Origin of the sequence: Chelativorans sp. ZYF759, from assembly GCF_012911015.1 — a bacterium.
GTDB lineage: Bacteria > Pseudomonadota > Alphaproteobacteria > Rhizobiales > Rhizobiaceae > ZYF759.
Genome location: NZ_WVVV01000001.1, coordinates 411,748 through 428,964, shown reverse-complemented (window position 1 = coordinate 428,964; position 17,217 = coordinate 411,748). Strand labels below are relative to the sequence as shown.

The 17,217-nt window shown below is 64.9% G+C and carries 23 protein-coding genes; 15 read left to right on the top strand and 8 right to left on the bottom strand.

Annotation, left to right across the window (positions count from 1 at the left end; genetic code table 11):
• Nucleotides 1–52 precede the first annotated feature (52 nt).
• Nucleotides 53–778, top strand: coding sequence for a DNA polymerase III subunit epsilon (gene dnaQ, locus GRZ55_RS01815; RefSeq protein ID WP_169285167.1), 726 nt, complete (start codon nt 53–55; stop codon nt 776–778).
• A gap of 13 nt (nt 779–791) precedes the next feature.
• On the opposite strand, the gene secB is transcribed toward dnaQ, so the two are convergent.
• The gene (gene secB / locus GRZ55_RS01810; protein WP_169285166.1) at nt 792–1,319 is read right to left on the bottom strand and encodes a protein-export chaperone SecB; all 528 of its coding nucleotides are present in this window, start codon (nt 1,317–1,319) and stop codon (nt 792–794) included.
• 102 nt (nt 1,320–1,421) lie between these two features.
• Nucleotides 1,422–1,910: an FxsA family protein gene (locus GRZ55_RS01805; protein WP_169285165.1), complete on the bottom strand. Its 489-nt coding sequence runs from the start codon at nt 1,908–1,910 to the stop codon at nt 1,422–1,424.
• A gap of 198 nt (nt 1,911–2,108) precedes the next feature.
• Here GRZ55_RS01805 and GRZ55_RS01800 point away from each other — a divergent pair, with 198 nt between their 5' ends.
• Genes GRZ55_RS01800 through GRZ55_RS01785 form a run of 4 tightly spaced genes read left to right on the top strand, consistent with a single transcriptional unit; the run spans nt 2,109 to nt 4,854 of the window.
• The gene (locus tag GRZ55_RS01800; protein ID WP_169285556.1) at nt 2,109–2,819 is read left to right on the top strand and encodes a Tim44/TimA family putative adaptor protein; all 711 of its coding nucleotides are present in this window, start codon (nt 2,109–2,111) and stop codon (nt 2,817–2,819) included.
• A gap of 30 nt (nt 2,820–2,849) precedes the next feature.
• The gene (locus GRZ55_RS01795; protein ID WP_169285164.1) at nt 2,850–3,941 is read left to right on the top strand and encodes a murein transglycosylase A; all 1,092 of its coding nucleotides are present in this window, start codon (nt 2,850–2,852) and stop codon (nt 3,939–3,941) included.
• Nucleotides 3,941–4,489, top strand: coding sequence for a Smr/MutS family protein (locus GRZ55_RS01790; protein WP_169285163.1), 549 nt, complete (start codon nt 3,941–3,943; stop codon nt 4,487–4,489). Before GRZ55_RS01795 ends, GRZ55_RS01790 begins: the two co-directional genes overlap by 1 nt.
• On the top strand, nt 4,486–4,854 hold the full coding sequence (locus GRZ55_RS01785) for a helix-turn-helix domain-containing protein (RefSeq protein WP_169285162.1): 369 nt from the start codon (nt 4,486–4,488) through the stop codon (nt 4,852–4,854). The genes GRZ55_RS01790 and GRZ55_RS01785 overlap by 4 nt, the downstream gene beginning before the upstream one ends.
• Nucleotides 4,855–5,013: 159 nt before the next feature.
• Here GRZ55_RS01785 and hslU read toward each other — a convergent pair whose 3' ends face one another.
• Genes hslU through hslV form a run of 4 tightly spaced genes read right to left on the bottom strand, consistent with a single transcriptional unit; the run spans nt 5,014 to nt 8,620 of the window.
• Nucleotides 5,014–6,324, bottom strand: a complete 1,311-nt coding sequence (gene hslU, locus GRZ55_RS01780) for an ATP-dependent protease ATPase subunit HslU (RefSeq protein WP_169285161.1) — start codon at nt 6,322–6,324, stop codon at nt 5,014–5,016.
• Nucleotides 6,321–7,487 (bottom strand): hypothetical protein, encoded by a 1,167-nt coding sequence (locus GRZ55_RS01775; protein WP_169285160.1) that lies wholly within the window; start codon nt 7,485–7,487, stop codon nt 6,321–6,323. Before GRZ55_RS01775 ends, hslU begins: the two co-directional genes overlap by 4 nt.
• A 43-nt stretch (nt 7,488–7,530) precedes the next feature.
• Nucleotides 7,531–8,082 carry a GNAT family N-acetyltransferase gene (locus tag GRZ55_RS01770; protein ID WP_169285159.1) on the bottom strand — a complete coding sequence of 184 codons (552 nt, stop codon included), beginning with the start codon at nt 8,080–8,082 and terminating at the stop codon, nt 7,531–7,533.
• Nucleotides 8,072–8,620 (bottom strand): ATP-dependent protease subunit HslV, encoded by a 549-nt coding sequence (hslV, locus tag GRZ55_RS01765; RefSeq protein ID WP_169285158.1) that lies wholly within the window; start codon nt 8,618–8,620, stop codon nt 8,072–8,074. Before hslV ends, GRZ55_RS01770 begins: the two co-directional genes overlap by 11 nt.
• Nucleotides 8,621–8,802: 182 nt before the next feature.
• On the opposite strand from hslV, the gene hisB reads away from it, so the two are divergent.
• The 10 genes from hisB to GRZ55_RS01715 all read left to right on the top strand — a co-directional run bounded on the left by hisB (nt 8,803) and on the right by GRZ55_RS01715 (nt 16,006).
• Nucleotides 8,803–9,423, top strand: a complete 621-nt coding sequence (gene hisB / locus GRZ55_RS01760) for an imidazoleglycerol-phosphate dehydratase HisB (protein WP_169285157.1) — start codon at nt 8,803–8,805, stop codon at nt 9,421–9,423.
• 8 nt (nt 9,424–9,431) lie between these two features.
• Nucleotides 9,432–9,917 carry a DUF2628 domain-containing protein gene (locus GRZ55_RS01755; protein WP_169285156.1) on the top strand — a complete coding sequence of 162 codons (486 nt, stop codon included), beginning with the start codon at nt 9,432–9,434 and terminating at the stop codon, nt 9,915–9,917.
• A 2-nt stretch (nt 9,918–9,919) separates the two neighbouring features.
• On the top strand, nt 9,920–10,570 hold the full coding sequence (gene hisH / locus GRZ55_RS01750; protein ID WP_169285155.1) for an imidazole glycerol phosphate synthase subunit HisH: 651 nt from the start codon (nt 9,920–9,922) through the stop codon (nt 10,568–10,570).
• A gap of 10 nt (nt 10,571–10,580) precedes the next feature.
• The gene (locus GRZ55_RS01745) at nt 10,581–10,871 is read left to right on the top strand and encodes a DUF1330 domain-containing protein (protein WP_169285154.1); all 291 of its coding nucleotides are present in this window, start codon (nt 10,581–10,583) and stop codon (nt 10,869–10,871) included.
• Between the two features lie 4 nt (nt 10,872–10,875).
• On the top strand, nt 10,876–11,613 hold the full coding sequence (gene hisA, locus GRZ55_RS01740; RefSeq protein WP_169285153.1) for a 1-(5-phosphoribosyl)-5-[(5-phosphoribosylamino)methylideneamino]imidazole-4-carboxamide isomerase: 738 nt from the start codon (nt 10,876–10,878) through the stop codon (nt 11,611–11,613).
• Between the two features lie 65 nt (nt 11,614–11,678).
• Nucleotides 11,679–12,173, top strand: coding sequence for a ClbS/DfsB family four-helix bundle protein (locus tag GRZ55_RS01735; protein ID WP_169285152.1), 495 nt, complete (start codon nt 11,679–11,681; stop codon nt 12,171–12,173).
• Nucleotides 12,174–12,272: 99 nt separating this feature from the next.
• Nucleotides 12,273–13,070: an imidazole glycerol phosphate synthase subunit HisF gene (hisF, locus tag GRZ55_RS01730; protein WP_169285151.1), complete on the top strand. Its 798-nt coding sequence runs from the start codon at nt 12,273–12,275 to the stop codon at nt 13,068–13,070.
• Entirely contained in the window at nt 13,067–13,396 is a 330-nt protein-coding gene (locus GRZ55_RS01725) for a phosphoribosyl-ATP diphosphatase (protein ID WP_169285150.1), read from the top strand. The genes hisF and GRZ55_RS01725 overlap by 4 nt, the downstream gene beginning before the upstream one ends.
• Before the next feature lie 32 nt (nt 13,397–13,428).
• Nucleotides 13,429–14,388 (top strand): type I pantothenate kinase, encoded by a 960-nt coding sequence (gene coaA / locus GRZ55_RS01720; protein WP_169285149.1) that lies wholly within the window; start codon nt 13,429–13,431, stop codon nt 14,386–14,388.
• 97 nt (nt 14,389–14,485) lie between these two features.
• Nucleotides 14,486–16,006: a hypothetical protein gene (locus tag GRZ55_RS01715; RefSeq protein ID WP_169285148.1), complete on the top strand. Its 1,521-nt coding sequence runs from the start codon at nt 14,486–14,488 to the stop codon at nt 16,004–16,006.
• A 19-nt stretch (nt 16,007–16,025) separates the two neighbouring features.
• Here GRZ55_RS01715 and GRZ55_RS01710 read toward each other — a convergent pair whose 3' ends face one another.
• Nucleotides 16,026–16,637: an alpha-ketoglutarate-dependent dioxygenase AlkB gene (locus tag GRZ55_RS01710; protein ID WP_169285147.1), complete on the bottom strand. Its 612-nt coding sequence runs from the start codon at nt 16,635–16,637 to the stop codon at nt 16,026–16,028.
• Nucleotides 16,638–16,646: 9 nt separating this feature from the next.
• Nucleotides 16,647–17,084 (bottom strand): alternative ribosome rescue aminoacyl-tRNA hydrolase ArfB, encoded by a 438-nt coding sequence (gene arfB, locus GRZ55_RS01705; protein WP_169285146.1) that lies wholly within the window; start codon nt 17,082–17,084, stop codon nt 16,647–16,649.
• Nucleotides 17,085–17,217: the final 133 nt, after the last annotated feature.

Here is a 17,217-nt window from a genome sequence, read left to right as displayed (position 1 = left end):
TTGAGCCGACCAGGCCGAAAGGGACAGGATGGCCGCCGCAGGAGGCGATTCGATGCGCGAGATCATTTTCGATACCGAGACCACGGGCCTGGATAACGGCCGCGATCGGATCATCGAGTTCGGCGGCGTGGAACTGGTGAACCGGTTTCCCACCGGGCGCACCTTCCACGCCTATTTCAATCCGCAGGGCTACCCTGTTCATCCCGAAGCTCTGGCGGTTCACGGACTGAGCGACGCGTTCCTGGCCGACAAACCCGCCTTCGCCGACACGGTGGCGCAGCTTATGGCTTTTCTCGACGACGCGGTGCTCGTCGCCCACAACGCCACCTTCGACATGGGCTTCATGAATGCCGAGTTGAAGCGCATCGGCCTGCCCTTGATCGCGGCGGATCGCGTTGTGGACACGCTGGCCATCGCCAAACGCAAGCATCCCATGGGCCCCAATTCCCTCGACGCGCTGTGCCGGCGCTATGGCATCGACAATTCGCGGCGCACCAAGCACGGCGCATTGCTGGATTCCGAACTGCTCGCGGAAGTCTATATCGAGCTGATCGGCGGGAAGCAGGCCGCGCTGGTTCTCGACGTGCAGGACATGGATGCGGGAGATCGCGACCACGAGGTCGTCATGGTCCACGCGGACTACAGGCGCACGCGTCCGCTGCAGCCACGCGTGAGCGAGGCGGAACTGGCGGCGCATGCCGCCCTTGTGGCAAAGCTCGGGGAAAAGGCGCTCTGGCGCGAAATAGAGGCCCGGTCCGTCGTCGAACCGGGCCTGTAGGCCGAAGCCCGAATCAGCTGGTCTGGACCTGCGGGCCGCTCTTCGCCTTGGCCTGTTCCTGCGCCATGCGCTGCTGGAACATCTGGGCAAAATCGATCGGATCGATCATCAGCGGCGGGAAGCCGCCCTGGCGTGTGGCCTCTCCGACGATCTGGCGCGCGAAGGGGAAGAGCAGGCGCGGGCACTCGATGAAGAGGATCGGGAGCATGTGCTCCTGCGGGAAGCCGTCGATCCGGAACACACCGCCATAGACGAGCTCGACATTGAACAGCACCGTGCCGTCGACTTCCGCCTTGGCGTTAAGCGCCAGCGTGACGTCGTATTCCTTGTCCACCATGGGGTTGGCGTTGACGTTCACGTTGATGTTGATGTTTGGCGACTTGTCCCGGGTCTTGAGTGAATTCGGTGCGCCGGGATTCTCGAAGGAGAGATCCTTGACATACTGCGCGAGCACGTTGAGCGTCGGCTGGGCCTGGTTGGGCTGACCGCCATTGGGTGCTGCTGCATTGGGGGCGTTGCTGTCGGTTGGTTCCTTGGCCATCAGGCGATTTCCTCGTTCCGTGTGGCCGTTCGGCCCTGTTCGATCGGGGCGTTGGCTATCATGGTGGGCCGGGCATGACAAGCTTGGCCACGCGTGCTGGGCTCAGTCGTTCCTGCCGATCCAGGGGGAGTTGGGATCCTTGCGGCTGGTGGAATAGTCGTCCTCGTCAAGATCGATCGTCGGCCCTGTTTTGGGTCCCGGCCCCTGACCGGGATGACGCGCGCCCACCGTCTGGACGACGATGCGCTCGCGCACGAAACGCCAGCCGATGTCGCGGATCGCGGGGACGAAGAGCAGGAAACCGCAGGTGTCGGTCACGAAACCCGGCGTAAGCAGCAAAATGCCGGCGATCATGATCATCACGCCATGCACCAGTTCGCGGCCCGGGATCTGGTCCGCCTCGAGCGTCCGGCGGATACGCTCCAGCACGCCGAAGCCCTGGACACGCAGGAGAATTGCCCCGGCCACGGCAGTGACCACCACCAGACCCAACGTGGCAAGCACGCCGATCTGGCTGCCCACCATGACGAAGACGGCGATCTCGGCCATGGGTACGGCCAGGAGCAGGAAGGGAATGAAAGTGAATCTCACGCTGGATTGACCATATGGAAAGGGGAGTGGGACCAAAGTTCGGCCGGTTGATCCTTGACATAGGAATTATCCGGCTTGATTTGAATGATGAGTGGATGCGTTCTATATGCGTCCCGAGCGTAAATGGCGCATCTCCCGTTCCGCAGCCTCCGAATGTCTTTGTCGGCGGGCGCGATGAATGACCTGTTGGCGGACGATATGGAATTTTTCGATCTTGGCACAATCTTCTTTCTGGTAGCGGCGGTGGTGATCTTTTACCAGCTGCGCAACGTGCTGGGCCGCCGCACGGGTCACGAACGTCCGCCGTTCGATCCCTATACGGCCGGGCGCACCGGCGAGAAGGAAGCGGCGAGCGAAGCCGCCAGTGACAATGTCGTGCCGCTGCCCAAGCGCCGCGATGCCGGACCCCTGCCCCAGGACTATTCGGCAATCGATTCCTTTGCGCCGGCCGGTGGCGAGTTGAATGCCGGACTTCGCGCGATTCAGGACGCCGACCCGTCCTTCGAACCGCGTGGTTTCGTCGAGGGCGCGAAGATGGCTTACGAGATGATCGTCATGGCCTATGCCGATGGCGATCGCGAGACCTTGCGCAACCTGCTCTCCAAGGACGTTTATGAGGGGTTCGTCGCCGCGATCGATGATCGCGAGAAGCAGCATGAGAAGATCGAATCTTCCTTCATCGGCATCGACAAGATCGACCTCATCGGCGCGGAGATGAAGGGTTCCGAGGCACATCTGACGCTGCGCATCGTCAGCGAGCTCATTTCCGCCACGCGCAATTCGGCCGGCGAGGTGATCGACGGCGATCCCGAGACCGTGGCCGAGGTCAAGGACGTGTGGACTTTCGCGCGCGACACCCGCTCCAGCGATCCGAACTGGAAGCTGGTGGCGACCGAAGCCGAGGACTGAGCCGGCCGCCGCCGGCGGGATGCCGGACCGATGGCGCTTTCCCCACTTCTCGAGCCCTCCACTTTTGCCTCCCTGCCGGGTTGGGCGCAGGACGACCATGGATCCGCGCTTGTCGCTTTGCGGCGGTCGGCCGAAGAGGCGCGGCACCGGATATACAGATCAGGCGCCCTCGGGGTCGATTTTCCGGCACTGGCAGGCACGCTCAAGGCAGCCTCGCAATTCCACGAAACTGAAGCCCGCCGCTTCTTCGAGACATGTTTCGTGCCCCACCGCATCAGGCCGGAGACCGGCGCCCGCGGATTCGTGACCGGCTATTACGAACCTGTAGTCGAAGCCACGCGCAGGCCGACGGCCCGTTTCCGCGTGCCGCTTTATCGTCAGCCTCACGATCTGGTGAAGGTCGGCGACGAGAATCGGCCCGCTGGAATGGATGTGAACCTGGCGTTCGCGCTGGCCGGCCCCGGTGGTCTCCGGGAATATGCCGATCGTGGGGCGATTGAAGGTGGGCTTCTCGAAGGCCGGGGTCTGGAACTGGCCTGGCTGGCTGACCCGGTGGATGCGTTCTTCATTCATGTCCAGGGATGCGCCCGCCTCCTCTTCGAGGATGGCACCGAGATGCGCGTCACCTACGCCGCGAAGTCCGGGCATCCCTTCACGGGGCCGGGCCGGGTGCTGGCCGATCTCGGCGAGATTCCCCGCGAGGCGGTGACCATGCAGTCGATCCGCGCCTGGTTCAGGCAAAACCCCGGTCGCGTCGACGAGATTCTTCACCGGAACCGCTCCTTCATCTTCTTCCGAGAGGCGCCGGTAGCGGATCCGGATCTTGGACCGATCGCCGCTGCCAAGGTACCCCTGCAACCGGGGCGCTCGCTGGCCGTCGACCGGCTGCTGCACACATTCGGCAGCCCGATTTTCGTCGCGGCCTCAGGCTTGGACCATGAGGACCGGCCCTTCGAGCGGCTGATGATCGCTCAGGACACCGGATCGGCGATCGTCGGGCCGGCCCGCGGCGACATCTTCTTCGGCTCGGGCGATGCGGCCGGAGACGTGGCCGGCAAGGTGAAGCACCCGGCCGATTTCTTTCTCCTGGTCCCGAAGACGCTGATGGCGGGGAGCGGGTGATGAGCAAGGATCGCGGCCGCGCCCTCAATCTCGACGACCGCATCCTGTGGAGCAAGGTGGCGGGCTCCGTCAAGCCGCTGCCCGGCCGGACGCTGCCGACCATGTCGGCCCATTTTTCCCAGGAGGAGGAAGCAGCCGAACAGGCCCCGAAACGCCAGACCGCGCCCGCCACTGTGCCGGCACCGCCCAAGCCGGCCGCCACCCCCCACCCCGCCGGGCTCGATCGCGTCACGCGGCGCAAGCTTGCCAAGGGCAGGGTTCCGATCGACGGCAAGGTCGATCTGCACGGCCTGACCCAGCGCGAGGCGCACGGGCTTCTGCTTTCCTTCCTCAGCCAGGCGCGCGCCGCCGGCAGGCGGCATGTCCTGATCGTCACTGGCAAGGGCGCCTCGATGGGCAGCGAGGGCATCTTGCGGCGCGCGGTTCCACAATGGTTCGCAACCGCTGCCTTTCGCGGACTGGTGTCCGGCTACGAGGATGCGAGCCGGGGCCATGGCGGCAGCGGCGCACTCTACGTTCGCCTGCGGCGCATTCGGGAGGCCGAATGACACCCTTCGGCGCAAGGCTGCGCGAGATGCGGCGGGCACGGGGCGTCTCGCAGAAGGAGATGGCCGAGGCGATCGGGGTCAGCGCGGCCTATCTGTCGGCTCTCGAGCACGGCCGCCGCGGCGCGCCAAGCTGGGCAACGGTGCAGGCGGTCATCGGCTATTTCAACGTCATCTGGGACGAGGCGGAAGAGCTGCAGAGGATGGCGGCCGCGTCCCATCCCCGCGTCGTCATCGATACGGCGGGATTGTCGCCACACGCTACCGAACTCGCCAATCTGCTCGCCGTCCACATTGGTCGTCTGGGCCAGGACGAGATCACGGTGCTTCTGGGACGGTTGCGGGAGATGAGCGACACGGCCGCCTGAGGGCGTTTTGTTGCCCGCAGCACCGAGCTGCTTGTCGGCTTCCTTCGGGCTTTCCAGGCGCCCCCTCCACCATGCGACGCACGGTGGAGGGGGCGCCAACTTCGCGTGGCGCCGAGACAGGTGAGGGGTTGCCGCCTCCGAAGCAGCCAATGGCTTCCCCTACAGAATAAACCGCGACAGATCCGTGTTCTTGGCCAGGTCGCCGACATTGCGGTCGACGAATTCGGCGTCGATCTTGAGTGTCTCTCCGCCCTTGTCGGGAGCGTTGAAGGAGATGTCGTCCAGCACGCGCTCCATGACGGTCTGCAGGCGCCTGGCACCGATATTCTCGACGGTGGAATTGAGGTCCACCGCGATGCCGGCCAGCCGGTCGATGGCGTCGTCGGTGAATTCCAGCGTCACGCCCTCGGTCTCCATCAGAGCGATATATTGCTTGATGAGGCTGGCCTCGGTCTCCGTCAGGATGCGGCGGAAATCCTCCTTGTCGAGCGCCCGAAGCTCGACCCGTATCGGCAGGCGGCCCTGGAGTTCGGGCAGGAGATCCGACGGCTTCGAGACGTGGAAGGCGCCGGACGCGATGAAGAGGATGTGATCGGTCTTGATCGGCCCGTATTTGGTCGCGACCGTGGTGCCCTCCACCAGCGGCAGGAGGTCGCGCTGCACGCCCTCGCGGCTGACCCCGGCGCCCATGCCCCCGTCGCGCGCCGCGATCTTGTCGATCTCGTCGAGGAAGACGATGCCGTCATTCTCGGTCGAGGACAGCGCGCGCCGCGTGACCTCGTCCTGGTCGAGCAGCTTGTCGGATTCGTCGTCGATCAGGTGCTTGTAGGACTCCTTGACCGTCGTCTTGATGGTCTTCGACTTCTGGCCACCCATCGCCTTGGACAGCATCTCGTTGATGTTGAGCACGCCGATATTGGCGCCTGGCATGCCCGGAATCTCGAAGCCCGGCATGCCGGACCCCGAATCGGTGATCTCGACCTCGATCTCCTTGTCGTCCATCTCCCCGCTGCGCAGCTTCTTGCGGAAGGAATCGCGCGTGGCGGGGCTGGCCGTCTTGCCGACAAGGGCTTCAAGCACGCGCTCCTCGGCATTGATGTGGGCGCGGGCCTTCACGTCCTCGCGCATGGCCTCGCGGGTCAGCCCGATGGCGACCTCGACCAGATCGCGGATGATCTGCTCGACGTCGCGGCCCACATAGCCGACTTCGGTGAATTTGGTGGCCTCGACCTTGATGAAGGGCGCGCCGGCGAGCCTGGCCAGGCGGCGCGAGATCTCGGTCTTGCCGACGCCGGTGGGTCCGATCATCAGGATGTTCTTCGGCATCACCTCCTCGCGCATCTGGCCGGTGAGCTGCTGGCGGCGCCAGCGGTTGCGCAGCGCGATGGCCACGGCGCGCTTGGCGTCCTTCTGGCCGATGATGTAGCGGTCGAGCTCGGAAACGATCTCGCGGGGAAAGAAGGTGGTCATGGTCGGGATAAAACTCGTGCCTTGAGGGGAGGGAGGCGGTTGAGAACCGATGTGGGAAGGGTGTGCCCGACGATCAAGCTTCGGATGCGTTGCCAGCCGGCGCCGAACAGGATGATCAGCACGCCGACCACCACCAGAAGCAGGGCGAAGGGCGGGACGCCGGTCGTCTCGGTGGCGGTGTCGAACAGGAAATAGATGCCGAGCGACCCGAAATAGGCAAGCGTCGGCACCAGGAGCGAGCGCCTGTCGATCGCAAGCGCCACATAGACAAAACCCAGGATCAGCAGCGTCAGCATCACGATCGCGTCGCTGCCTGGCTCGACGCTGCCGAAGAAGGCATCCTGGCCGGTCGCCATGATGAACAGCGGATGCACCAGCATCGGCGCGGAAACGACGTGCAGCCAGAAAGCGCAGTCGGACCACACCGTGCGCCGCTCGCGGTCGTGAAGATCGAGCGCGACGGCGGTGGCGAAGACGATGAGGCCGCAGATCAGCGGCATGTAGAGCGCGGCGCGCAGCAGTTCCGGCATGTCTTCCACCGCCGGCGGCGTCACTGTGCCGGCGGTCACGCCGTCGTAGAGGAAAATCGCCGTCTGGAGAAAGGCGAGCAGGGTGAGCGCAACGGCGATGACCCCGGCCAGGACCGGCACCCTGAAGCGCCAGAGATGGATCGCCGCCGCCACGACCGTTCCCCCCAGGACGAGATAGCCCGCCGGCGCCACGATGCCGCGCAACGCCAGAAGCTGCCAGAACGAGTCGGGCGGTCGGATCGTGTAGTAGCGGTCCGACAGTTGGGCCAGCGCCCCCAGCGCCGCCGCCGCGAAGATCAGCGCAAGCACCGTCGACGCCAGTTTCATGCGGTGCTGGCGGGTCACGAATTCGGCCACCAGCCAGGCGAAGGCGGCGACCAGGACGGCGATCCACATTGTCTCGCCCGCGATCAGCGTCGAGAGCGCGAAGGTGAAGCCGGCCGTCAGGAGAACCACGCCCACGGTCACGAAAAGGTCGTTGCCGCCGCCGATCAGCCGCAAATTCTCGTCGGGCGTGTCTGTGTCGGTGTTGGTGATGGCAGCGCCGGTTTCCAGCGAAACCAGCCGGTCGCGCTGCTCCGTCGAGATGATGCCCGCGGCGACGGCCCTGTCGATCGTTTCGGGACTGATCATCCGATCGCCGTCCTCTCCTGTCTCCCCGGGGGCAAAGGCACCATCAGGCGTCCGCGCTCCCATGAGAAGCCGCGTCCGGGGCAAAGCGCATCAACAGCACGTCGCCTGTCTTGCCTTCGAGTTCGCGTATCGGCCGAAAGCCGGCCTTTTGATAGGCCCGGACGGCGCGGCCATTGGCCGGGTCGGGGTCGATGATGATGGTTTGAAAACCCTCTTCGCGCAGCATGGAGACGAAGGATTTCAGCGCAGCCGAACCGAGACCCTTCGACAGGTCCCCGGCGTCGCCGATGGAAAGATCGACGCCGATCGCATCGGATGGCAGTTCCATCAGCCAGGGATTGTCCTTCACCCAGATCTCGTTCTGGTGATGGCCGATGAACCAGTACTGGATGTAGCCGGCGGGCTTTCCGTCGACGAGGAAGAGGAAGGGACGCGTGGTGTCGCGGCCTTCCACCATGTCGCGGATGTGGCCGAGCTCGGTCTGGGGCTCGCCCCACCATTCGCGCCAGTGGGGCCTTTCCATCCACCGCCCCAGCAGGTCGAGATCGGAAGCCTCGACCGGCCGGAAGGAGATGGCGGGTGCCTTACTCGGCATCGAGTGATTCGAGCGTGACGTTGGGATTGGTGTAGACGCAGATCTCGGCGGCGATCTTCATGGCGCGGCGCGCCACCTCCTCGGCATCCATGTCCGTCTCGGCCAGCGCGCGCGCGGCGGCGAGCGCGTAATTGCCGCCGGAACCGATGGCCATCACGCCATGCTCGGGCTCAAGCACGTCGCCGGTGCCGGTGAGTGCCAGCGTCACCCGTTTGTCGGCGACCAGCATCATCGCTTCCAGGCGGCGCAGGTAGCGGTCGGTGCGCCAGTCCTTGGCGAGTTCCACGCAGGCCCGCATCAGCTGGTCGGGATATTGTTCGAGCCGTGCTTCCAGCCGCTCCAGAAGAGTGAAGGCATCGGCCGTGGCGCCCGCGAAACCGGCGATGACGTTGTCCTTGCCGATGAGCCGCACCTTGCGGGCATTACCCTTCATGACGGTCTGGCCCAGGCTCACCTGGCCATCGCCGGCCATCACCACCTTGCCACCCTTGCGCACGGTGACGATGGTCGTGCCGTGCATGATCAATTCATCAGACATATCAACTCCGATACTGTCTGCGGCGGACCCGCGAGAACCGAGGCGCCCGACGCGTGAGGGCATATGTATGCGCGACCGCCATGAATGCAAACCGGTTCACCAAGGCGTATCCCCTTCGCTGGCATTCGCCGCATCATGCTGTTATGAGGCGCGGTCACGAATTCAGGCGAAGGAATGCGGTCATGGCCGGCAAGGGTTCCGGGGCTTCCGGGCGCAAGGCGAGCGTCGCGCGCAAGACGAACGAGACCGAGATCAGCCTCGCCGTCGATCTCGACGGCAAGGGCAAGGCCGAGATGTCGACCGGGATCGGCTTCTTCGACCACATGCTCGACCAGCTGGCGCGCCATTCGCTGATCGACATGAAGATCAAGGCCAAGGGCGACCTGCACATCGACGACCACCACACGGTGGAGGATGTCGGCATCGCGCTCGGTAGGGCGCTGGGCGAGGCCCTGGGCGATCGCGCCGGCATCGTGCGCTACGCCTCGCTGGACCTTGCCATGGACGAGGCGCTGACACGCGCCGCGATCGACGTCTCGGGCCGGCCTTTCCTGGTCTGGCAGGTGGAATTCCCGTCTTCCCGGATCGGCGGCTTCGACACGGAGCTGGTGCGCGAATTTTTCCAGGCGCTGGCCCAGAATGCCGGCATCACGCTCCATGTGAGCAATCTCTATGGCGCCAATTCACACCACATCGCGGAGACCTGCTTCAAGGCCGTGGCCCGGGTTCTGGGCGCGGCGATCGCACTCGATCCGCGCCAGGAGGGCGCCGTGCCCTCGACCAAGGGTTCGTTGAAGGGATAGGGCGGGCGATGGCCAGCTATGTCGTGATGGAACCGCCGGCGGGCGATGCCAGAGGCAGGGATGCCGTGCTGGTGCGCGACGGCTTCCACTTCCTCGCCTTCGTGTTTCCGTTCATCTGGCTGTTTTTCCACCGCCTGTGGCTGGAAGGCCTGGCGGTTCTCCTGCTGGCGATGCTGATCGGCATCGCCTCCTCGACGCTGTTTGCCAGCAATGCGGGGGCATTCCTGTCGATTCTCGTTTCGATCTATGTGGGGCTGGAGGGCAGCGCCATGCGGCTGGCCGCCATGCGCCGTCGCGGCTGGCGCGAATGGGGCGTGCTTGAAGCCGACAATCCGGCCGACGCTGAACTGCGCTACATGGCGGCTGTTGCGGAAGCTGAGAACGACACTCCGCCGCCACCACTCAAGCCATGGGGCGGATCGCCGTCACCGCGTCCCGAAAGCGGGTCGGACACGACCGCGCTCGGCATGCTGGGCTATTCGGGAGGGCGCTGACGATGCGGGTCGCCATCATCGATTACGGATCGGGCAATCTGCGCTCGGCGGTCAAGGCTTTCGAGCGCGCCGCGCGCGACCACGCCATCGCAGCCGAAATTCTCCTGACCGACAGGGCGGAGGAGGTGGCCGGCGCCGACCGCATCGTGCTGCCGGGTGTGGGGGCTTTTGCCGACTGCCGTGCGGGATTGAATGTCGTACCGGGCATGGTCGAAGCGCTTGAGGACACGGTGCGGAGCAAGGGCCGGCCGTTTCTGGGCATCTGCGTCGGCATGCAGCTGCTGGCCAGCCGCGGGCTCGAAAAGGTCGTGACCGAGGGTCTGGGCTGGATCCCCGGCGACGTGCGCGAGATGACACCGTCCGACCCCACCCTCAAGATCCCGCAGATCGGCTGGAACACGATTCACGTGAAACACTCGCACAAACTGCTTGAAGGGATCGAGACGGGAGAGGGCGGGTTGCACGCCTATTTCGTCCACTCCTACCAGCTGGATGCCGAGCAGGACGCGGAGGTGATCGCGGTCACCGATTATGGCGGGCCGGTCACGGCCATCGTTGCCCGGGACAATGTGGCGGGAACCCAGTTCCATCCCGAAAAGAGCCAGGCGCTCGGCCTGGCCCTGATCGCGAATTTTCTCAAGTGGAAGCCGTGAGGAGAGCGTCGTGAGCAAGAAGGGCTACTGGATGGGCATGGTCGAGGTGACCGATCCAGACAACTACCCGAAATACATCGCGGCCAATGCGGCGGCCTTCGAGAAATACGGCGCCAAGTTCCTTGTGCGCGGCGGGCAGCGCGAGATCTTCGAGGGCCCGGCGGCCTCTCGCCTCGTGGTCATCGAGTTCGACAGCTATCAGACCGCGCTCGACTGCTACCACTCGCCCGAATATCAGGCGGCGCTTAAGCTGCGGCAGCAATATTCGAATGCCCATTTCGCCATCGTGGAAGGCGTGTGAACCCGTGATCCTTTTTCCTGCCATCGACCTCAAGGACGGCCAGTGCGTTCGCCTCAAGCTGGGCGAGATGGACAGCGCCACCGTCTATAATGCCGACCCGGCCGCGCAGGCCAAGAGTTTTGAGGACCAGGGCTTCGAGTGGCTGCATGTGGTGGATCTGAACGGCGCCTTTGCCGGCCATTCGGTCAACGGCGAAGCGGTCGAGGCGATCCTGAAGGCGACGAAGAACCCGGTCCAGCTCGGCGGCGGCATCCGCTCGCTGGAGCATATCGAGGACTGGCTCGACAAGGGATTGGCCCGCGTCATCCTCGGCACGGTTGCCGTGCGCGATCCGGAACTGGTGAAGGAAGCCTGCAAGCGGTTTCCCGGCAAGATCGCCGTCGGCATCGACGCGCGGGGCGGCAAGGTGGCGGTCGAGGGCTGGGCCGAGGCCTCCGAACTCGGCGCGATCGAACTGGCACAGCGTTTCGAGGGCGCTGGCGTTGCCGCCATCATCTACACCGACATTGACCGCGACGGTGTGCTGACGGGCATCAACTGGGAAGCCACCATCGACCTGGCGGACGGGGTCTCGATCCCCGTCATTGCGTCGGGCGGCCTGGCGTCGATGGCCGACATCCTGCGCATGACCATGCCCGACGCCGCCAAGCTTGAGGGCGCCATCTCGGGCCGCGCGCTCTATGACGGGCGGATCGACCCGGACGAGGCGCTTGCGGTTTTGCGGGCAGCAGAAGGCCAGTGACGCCGCGCGGCTGAGACGGTACTTCTTTCACACGGCAGATAGGCAGAAAAGGGGGGACTGCAGCAATGGCCGCCACCCAGAAGGCACAGCTGGAAGCGCTGACGGCTAAAGAGTTCGAGAGACTTTACATGCTGCTTCAGCCGATCGATGCCAATGCCGCGATGGAGAAGGATGTAGACCATACGTCGATCAAGGACGTCGTCGGTCACCGCGCCCACTGGATCGAGCTTTTCCTGGGCTGGTATGCGGACGGCATGGCAGGCAAGGAAGTCGCATTTCCCGCGCCGGGCTACAAATGGAACGAGCTCAAGCGCTACAATACCGATCTTGGGAAACGCCAGGCGGATCTGGACTGGCCAGCGGCATTGGCGATGCTGCGGGACCAGCACCTCCGACTGGTCGATTGGATGAGCGACCGCAGCCAGGAAGAGCTTTATGGCGGTCCGATGAAAGGCGCCAAAAATGACTGGACGCCGGGACGCTGGGCAGAGGCCGCCGGCCCGAGCCACTATCGGTCGGCGAGCAAATATGTCCGTTCGCGTCTGAAGGCACGGGAGTGAGGACCGCGCGCAATACGGGAAGCTTTGCCGTTCTCCCGCTTCCTGCTATGGACGCGCCGCGATACTGATGGGAAGGCGCGATCAGATGGACAAGAACGGATGACCCTCAAAGCCCGTGTCATTCCCTGCCTGGACGTCAAGGACGGCCGCGTCGTCAAGGGCGTCAATTTCGTCGATCTGGTGGACGCCGGCGATCCGGTCGAGGCGGCCAAGGCCTATGACGCCGCCGGCGCCGACGAGCTCTGCTTCCTGGACATCACGGCAAGCTCGGACAATCGCGAGACGATCTTCGACGTCGTTGCCCGCACGGCGGAACAGTGCTTCATGCCGCTGACGGTCGGCGGCGGCGTACGGCAGGTGGCTGATATCCGCAAACTGCTTCTGGCGGGCGCCGACAAGGTGTCGATCAACACGGCGGCCGTCGCCAATCCCGATTTCGTGGCCGAGGCCGCCGACAAGTTCGGCAACCAGTGCATCGTGGTCGCCATCGACGCCAAGCGCGTCTCGCAGCCGGGCGAGGCCGATCGCTGGGAGATCTTCACCCATGGCGGTCGCATGCCGACCGGCATCGAGGCGGTGGCGTTCGCACGGAAGGTGGTGGATTTGGGGGCGGGCGAGATTCTGCTCACGTCCATGGACCGCGACGGGACCAAGGTCGGCTATGACATCGCGCTGACCCGGGCGGTGGCCGACGCGGTGCGCGCGCCGGTGATCGCGTCCGGCGGCGTCGGCAATCTGGACCATTTGGTCGAGGGCATCCGCGATGGCCATGCAACGGCCGTGCTGGCGGCATCGATCTTCCATTTCGGCACCTATTCGATTGGCGAAGCCAAGCGCCACATGGCGCAGGCTGGCCTTTCGATGCGACTCGACGGCATTGACGGGGCAGAAGCATGACCCAGTTCTCCCTACACGATCTGGAGCGCATCGTGGCCGGCAGGGCTGCGTCGGGAGACGCAAGTTCCTGGACGGCGAAGCTGTTCGCGGCCGGCCCGGAAAAGGCCGCCAAGAAGCTGGGCGAGGAGGCCGTTGAGACGGTGATCGCGGCGGTCGGAAAGGATCGCAAGGCGCTCGTTTCCGAAAGCGCCGATCTGATCTATCATTGGCTGGTCGTGCTGGCGCTGGCCAAGGTGCCATTGGACGAGGTGCTGGCCGAACTCGAGCGGCGCACGGCTCAGTCGGGCGTGGCCGAGAAGGCGTCTCGCGGGGAGGGCAAGGATTGAGCGTATCGCGGCAGCCCGCGGAGGAATGGTCGATGGATCAGCTCGTCCCCACCGAGAAATATTCACCCTATCGCATCTTTTCCGCGGAGCAGTGGGCCAAGTTCCGCGCCGACACGCCGCTGACCCTGACCGAAGACGAGGTGCGGCGGCTGCGTTCGCTGAACGACCCCATCGATCTCGACGAGGTGCGGCGCATCTATCTGTCGGTCTCGCGTCTGCTTTCGGCCCATGTCGAGGCCACGCAGCTGCTCTTCGAGCAGCGAAAGGTCTTCTTCAATTCGGACGATGCCGTAAAGAGCCCCTTCGTGATCGGCGTGGCGGGCTCGGTTGCGGTCGGCAAGTCGACAACGGCCCGCGTCCTGCAGGAACTGCTCGCGCGCTGGCCCTCCAGCCCGAAGGTCGATCTGGTAACGACCGACGGGTTCCTCCTGCCCAACGAGGTGCTGCGGCGCGAAAACCTGATGGATCGCAAGGGTTTTCCCGAAAGCTACGACGTCGGCCAGTTGCTGCGTTTCCTCTCGGCCATCAAATCGGGCCAGCCCAACGTGCCCGCGCCGCTCTATTCGCACATGACCTATGACGTGCGCCCGGGCGAATATGTGACCATCGACCGGCCGGACATCCTCATCTTCGAGGGCATCAACGTGCTTCAGACGCGCGAATTGCCCAAGGATGGCAAGGCGGTGCCGGTCGTCTCGGATTTCTTCGACTTCTCGGTCTATATCGATGCCCAGGAAGAGCTGATCCGGGCCTGGTACATCGACCGGTTCATGCGGCTGCGCGAAACGGCCTTCAAGGACCCGAAATCCTTCTTTCATCGCTACTCGGAGCTGTCGGAGGATTCCGCGCGCGCGATCGCCGAAGGCCTGTGGCACAACATCAACCTCAAGAACCTGCGCGAAAACATCCTGCCGACCCGTCCCCGTGCCGACCTGATCCTGCGCAAGGGCGCGGACCATCTGGTGGAGACGGTGGCGCTGAGGAAGCTCTAGGAGCGGCGCTGCGTCGGCCTACCCGGCCATTCCGCTTTTACGGCAGCTTTACGTTCCGTCTATATCGTCCTCCGACCTAGGTCGGACCGATGACGAGATGAGCATTTCTGTACCCGTTAGCGCGGCTGGGCCACGACCAGCCGCCGCAGAGATTCGGCTGGTCGGCGCGGCCTGGCTGGCGGTGCTCGCCATTTCCCTCTGGTGGCAGCAGCGTTGGGGCACGATCCCCGATACGAGCTGGCTCATCCATGTGGGCGTGCGCATGCTCGAGGGCGAGCGGCTCTATGTTGACGTGATCGAGACCAACCCGCCCTTCAGCGTCTGGCTCTATCTTCCGTTCGTGTGGTTGGCGAGACAGGTGGGCTTTTCGCCTGAGAGCGCCGTCCACGGCCTTACTCTCGCGGCGGTCCTTGCAGGTTTGTTCGGCGCCGGCCTCGTCGCGCGGCGCGGAGGCTACCTGGCGAACCCCTGGCTGGTCAGGCTTTCGCCCCTGATGCTGGCGCTGCTCGTTCTCTTTCCTGGCAATGCCTTCAGCGAGCGTGACCACATTGCCGTCGCGCTCTTCCTGCCGTTTCTCGTCTTGACGGCCTGGCGTGCCGAGGAGGGGGCCAGAGGCCGCCCCGGACTTGCCCTGTCGGCGGCGGTGGGCGTGGCGGGCAGCGTTCTGGTGTTGGTGAAGCCCCATTACGGCCTGGTCGTGGCCGCGCTGGCGGTGCTTCTGTGGGCCCGTATCGGTGTTCGGCAGCTGTTGAGGCTGGTCGAGTTCTGGGTCCTCGGGGTGATTTTTGTCGGCTATCTGGCCGCCATCGTGGCCTTTCACCCCGAATTCGTCCTCGACCTCTATCCGCTGCTGGTCGATACCTATCTCCAGGTCAGCAGCCACGACCGTGTGCTGCGGTTCCTGCCTATCTGCCTCCTGCCGCTGGTGCTCGTCTGGCGCATGGGCGCAGGGCGCCCGCCATCCCCTTTGGTGGTGGCTGCGTTGTCGGCATCCTTGGCCAGCCTCGCGGTGGCCGCCATCCAGGCGAAGGGCTGGCCATATCATTTCTTCGCGAGCCTGTTCTTCGCCTTCATGGCTGCTGGCGTGGCGCTCGCCGAACGGCTGGCGCGCGGGCCGGGGCTCGGTGATCGAAAGGAACGCGCGTGGGCGGTGCTGGCCGGGGCCGTGATGCTGGCCTGTTTCCTGCCCTTCACCACGTCGCAGAAACCAGATTCGGCAACGCTGGCTTCCGTGCGGGCCACCTACGACGCGCCCTCGGTGGCCGTGGTGGCCAGCGACATCGCCATCGGTCACCCCTTCACCCCCATGGTGAACGGGCGCTGGATTTCGCCGCATCATGGTGACTGGCTCGGCGGTTACGCATTGTTGCTGCGCGAGCGTGCACGGGCGGCTGAGGACGCTGCCCGTTTCGAGCATTACGACATGATGCTGCACGACTTCATGGCGGCAAAAGCCGAGGAGATCGACCGCGAGGTGCCCGACATAATCCTGGTCCAGAAGTCCAATCCCGTTTGGACGGATTACCTTCGAAGCGCGTTCGATTTCGAGTCCATATTCGGCAACTACCAGCTCCTGGCGGAAGACGACACCGTGGAGGTCTACAGAAGAAGGCCGTAACCCGATCATGCGCCGGTCGCTAGACCGTCACCCGCCTGAGCGTCAGATTGATGCGCCCGCCATTCTTCAGGAGACCCGACGTACCCGCATGGATGCGGTCGACGCCGTGGAAGCGCAGGCGGCCGGGACCTTCGAGCAGCATCACGTCGCCGCTTTCCAGCCGGAACGACATGGTCGGGCCGCCACGCGAGGTCCCGCCGACGCGGAAGAGGCACGCGTCGCCCAGCGAGACCGACAGCACGGGGGCTACCAGATTGGCCTCGTCGCGGTCCTGATGCAGCCCCATGCGGGCCGAAATCTCGTAGAAATTGACCAGGCATGCCTCGGGTGGCTGCGGCCAGCCGGAAAGCTCTTCCCAAAGGGACAGCAGAGGAGCGGGGATCGGCGGCCAGGGCCTTCCGGTCACGGGGTGGGTGTCCTGGTAGCGATAGCCGCGTTCCTTGTCGGTGACCCAGCCGAGCGCGCCGCAATTGGTCATACGCACGCTCATCTCCTTGCCGGTGCGGGGCATGGCGGGCACATAGAGCGGGGCTTCGGCCACGATGCCGCGGATTTCGGCGAGCAGCGCCTCCTGGGCCGCGGGGTCGAAATGGCCCGGCAGATGCCGCACGCCTTCGGGGAGTTCCTTCATGCCGCCTTCCTACTCCGAGCCGACCTTGCCGCGCATCTTCTTGATCTGCGACCGGCCGGATTTCGCCTTCAGCCGCCGTTCCACGGCGCCTTTCGAGGGCCGCGTCTTCTTGCGGGGTTTGGGCGGTGGCTCTGCTGCCCGCACGAGCAGCTCGACGAGGCGTTCGCGCGCATCGGCACGGTTCATCTCCTGGGTGCGGAAGCGGCCCGCTTCGATGAGGATCTCGCCCTCCTTGGTGGCCCTCTGCCCGGCCAGCTTCAGCGCCCGTTCGCGGGTGCGCGCGCTGAGACCGGCCGCATTGAGCACGTCGATACGCAGCTGGACGGCGGTGGCCACCTTGTTGACGTTCTGCCCGCCGGGCCCCGACGAACGGATAAACTGCTCCTCGAGCTCGGATTCGAGGATGAATTCATTGCCCCTGATGTCCAGCTTCGCGCCGTCGCTCACAGATCGCTCCTGTTAGGAATCGGCCAGTTGTGCCTGTCCGTCACAGCTATGTCGAGACTGGCCGCGGACAAGAGCAAATGCCGGCCTCGAGACGTGCGTCAAGAATCGGGTGGTCGCGGGGCGGGTGGCGGGC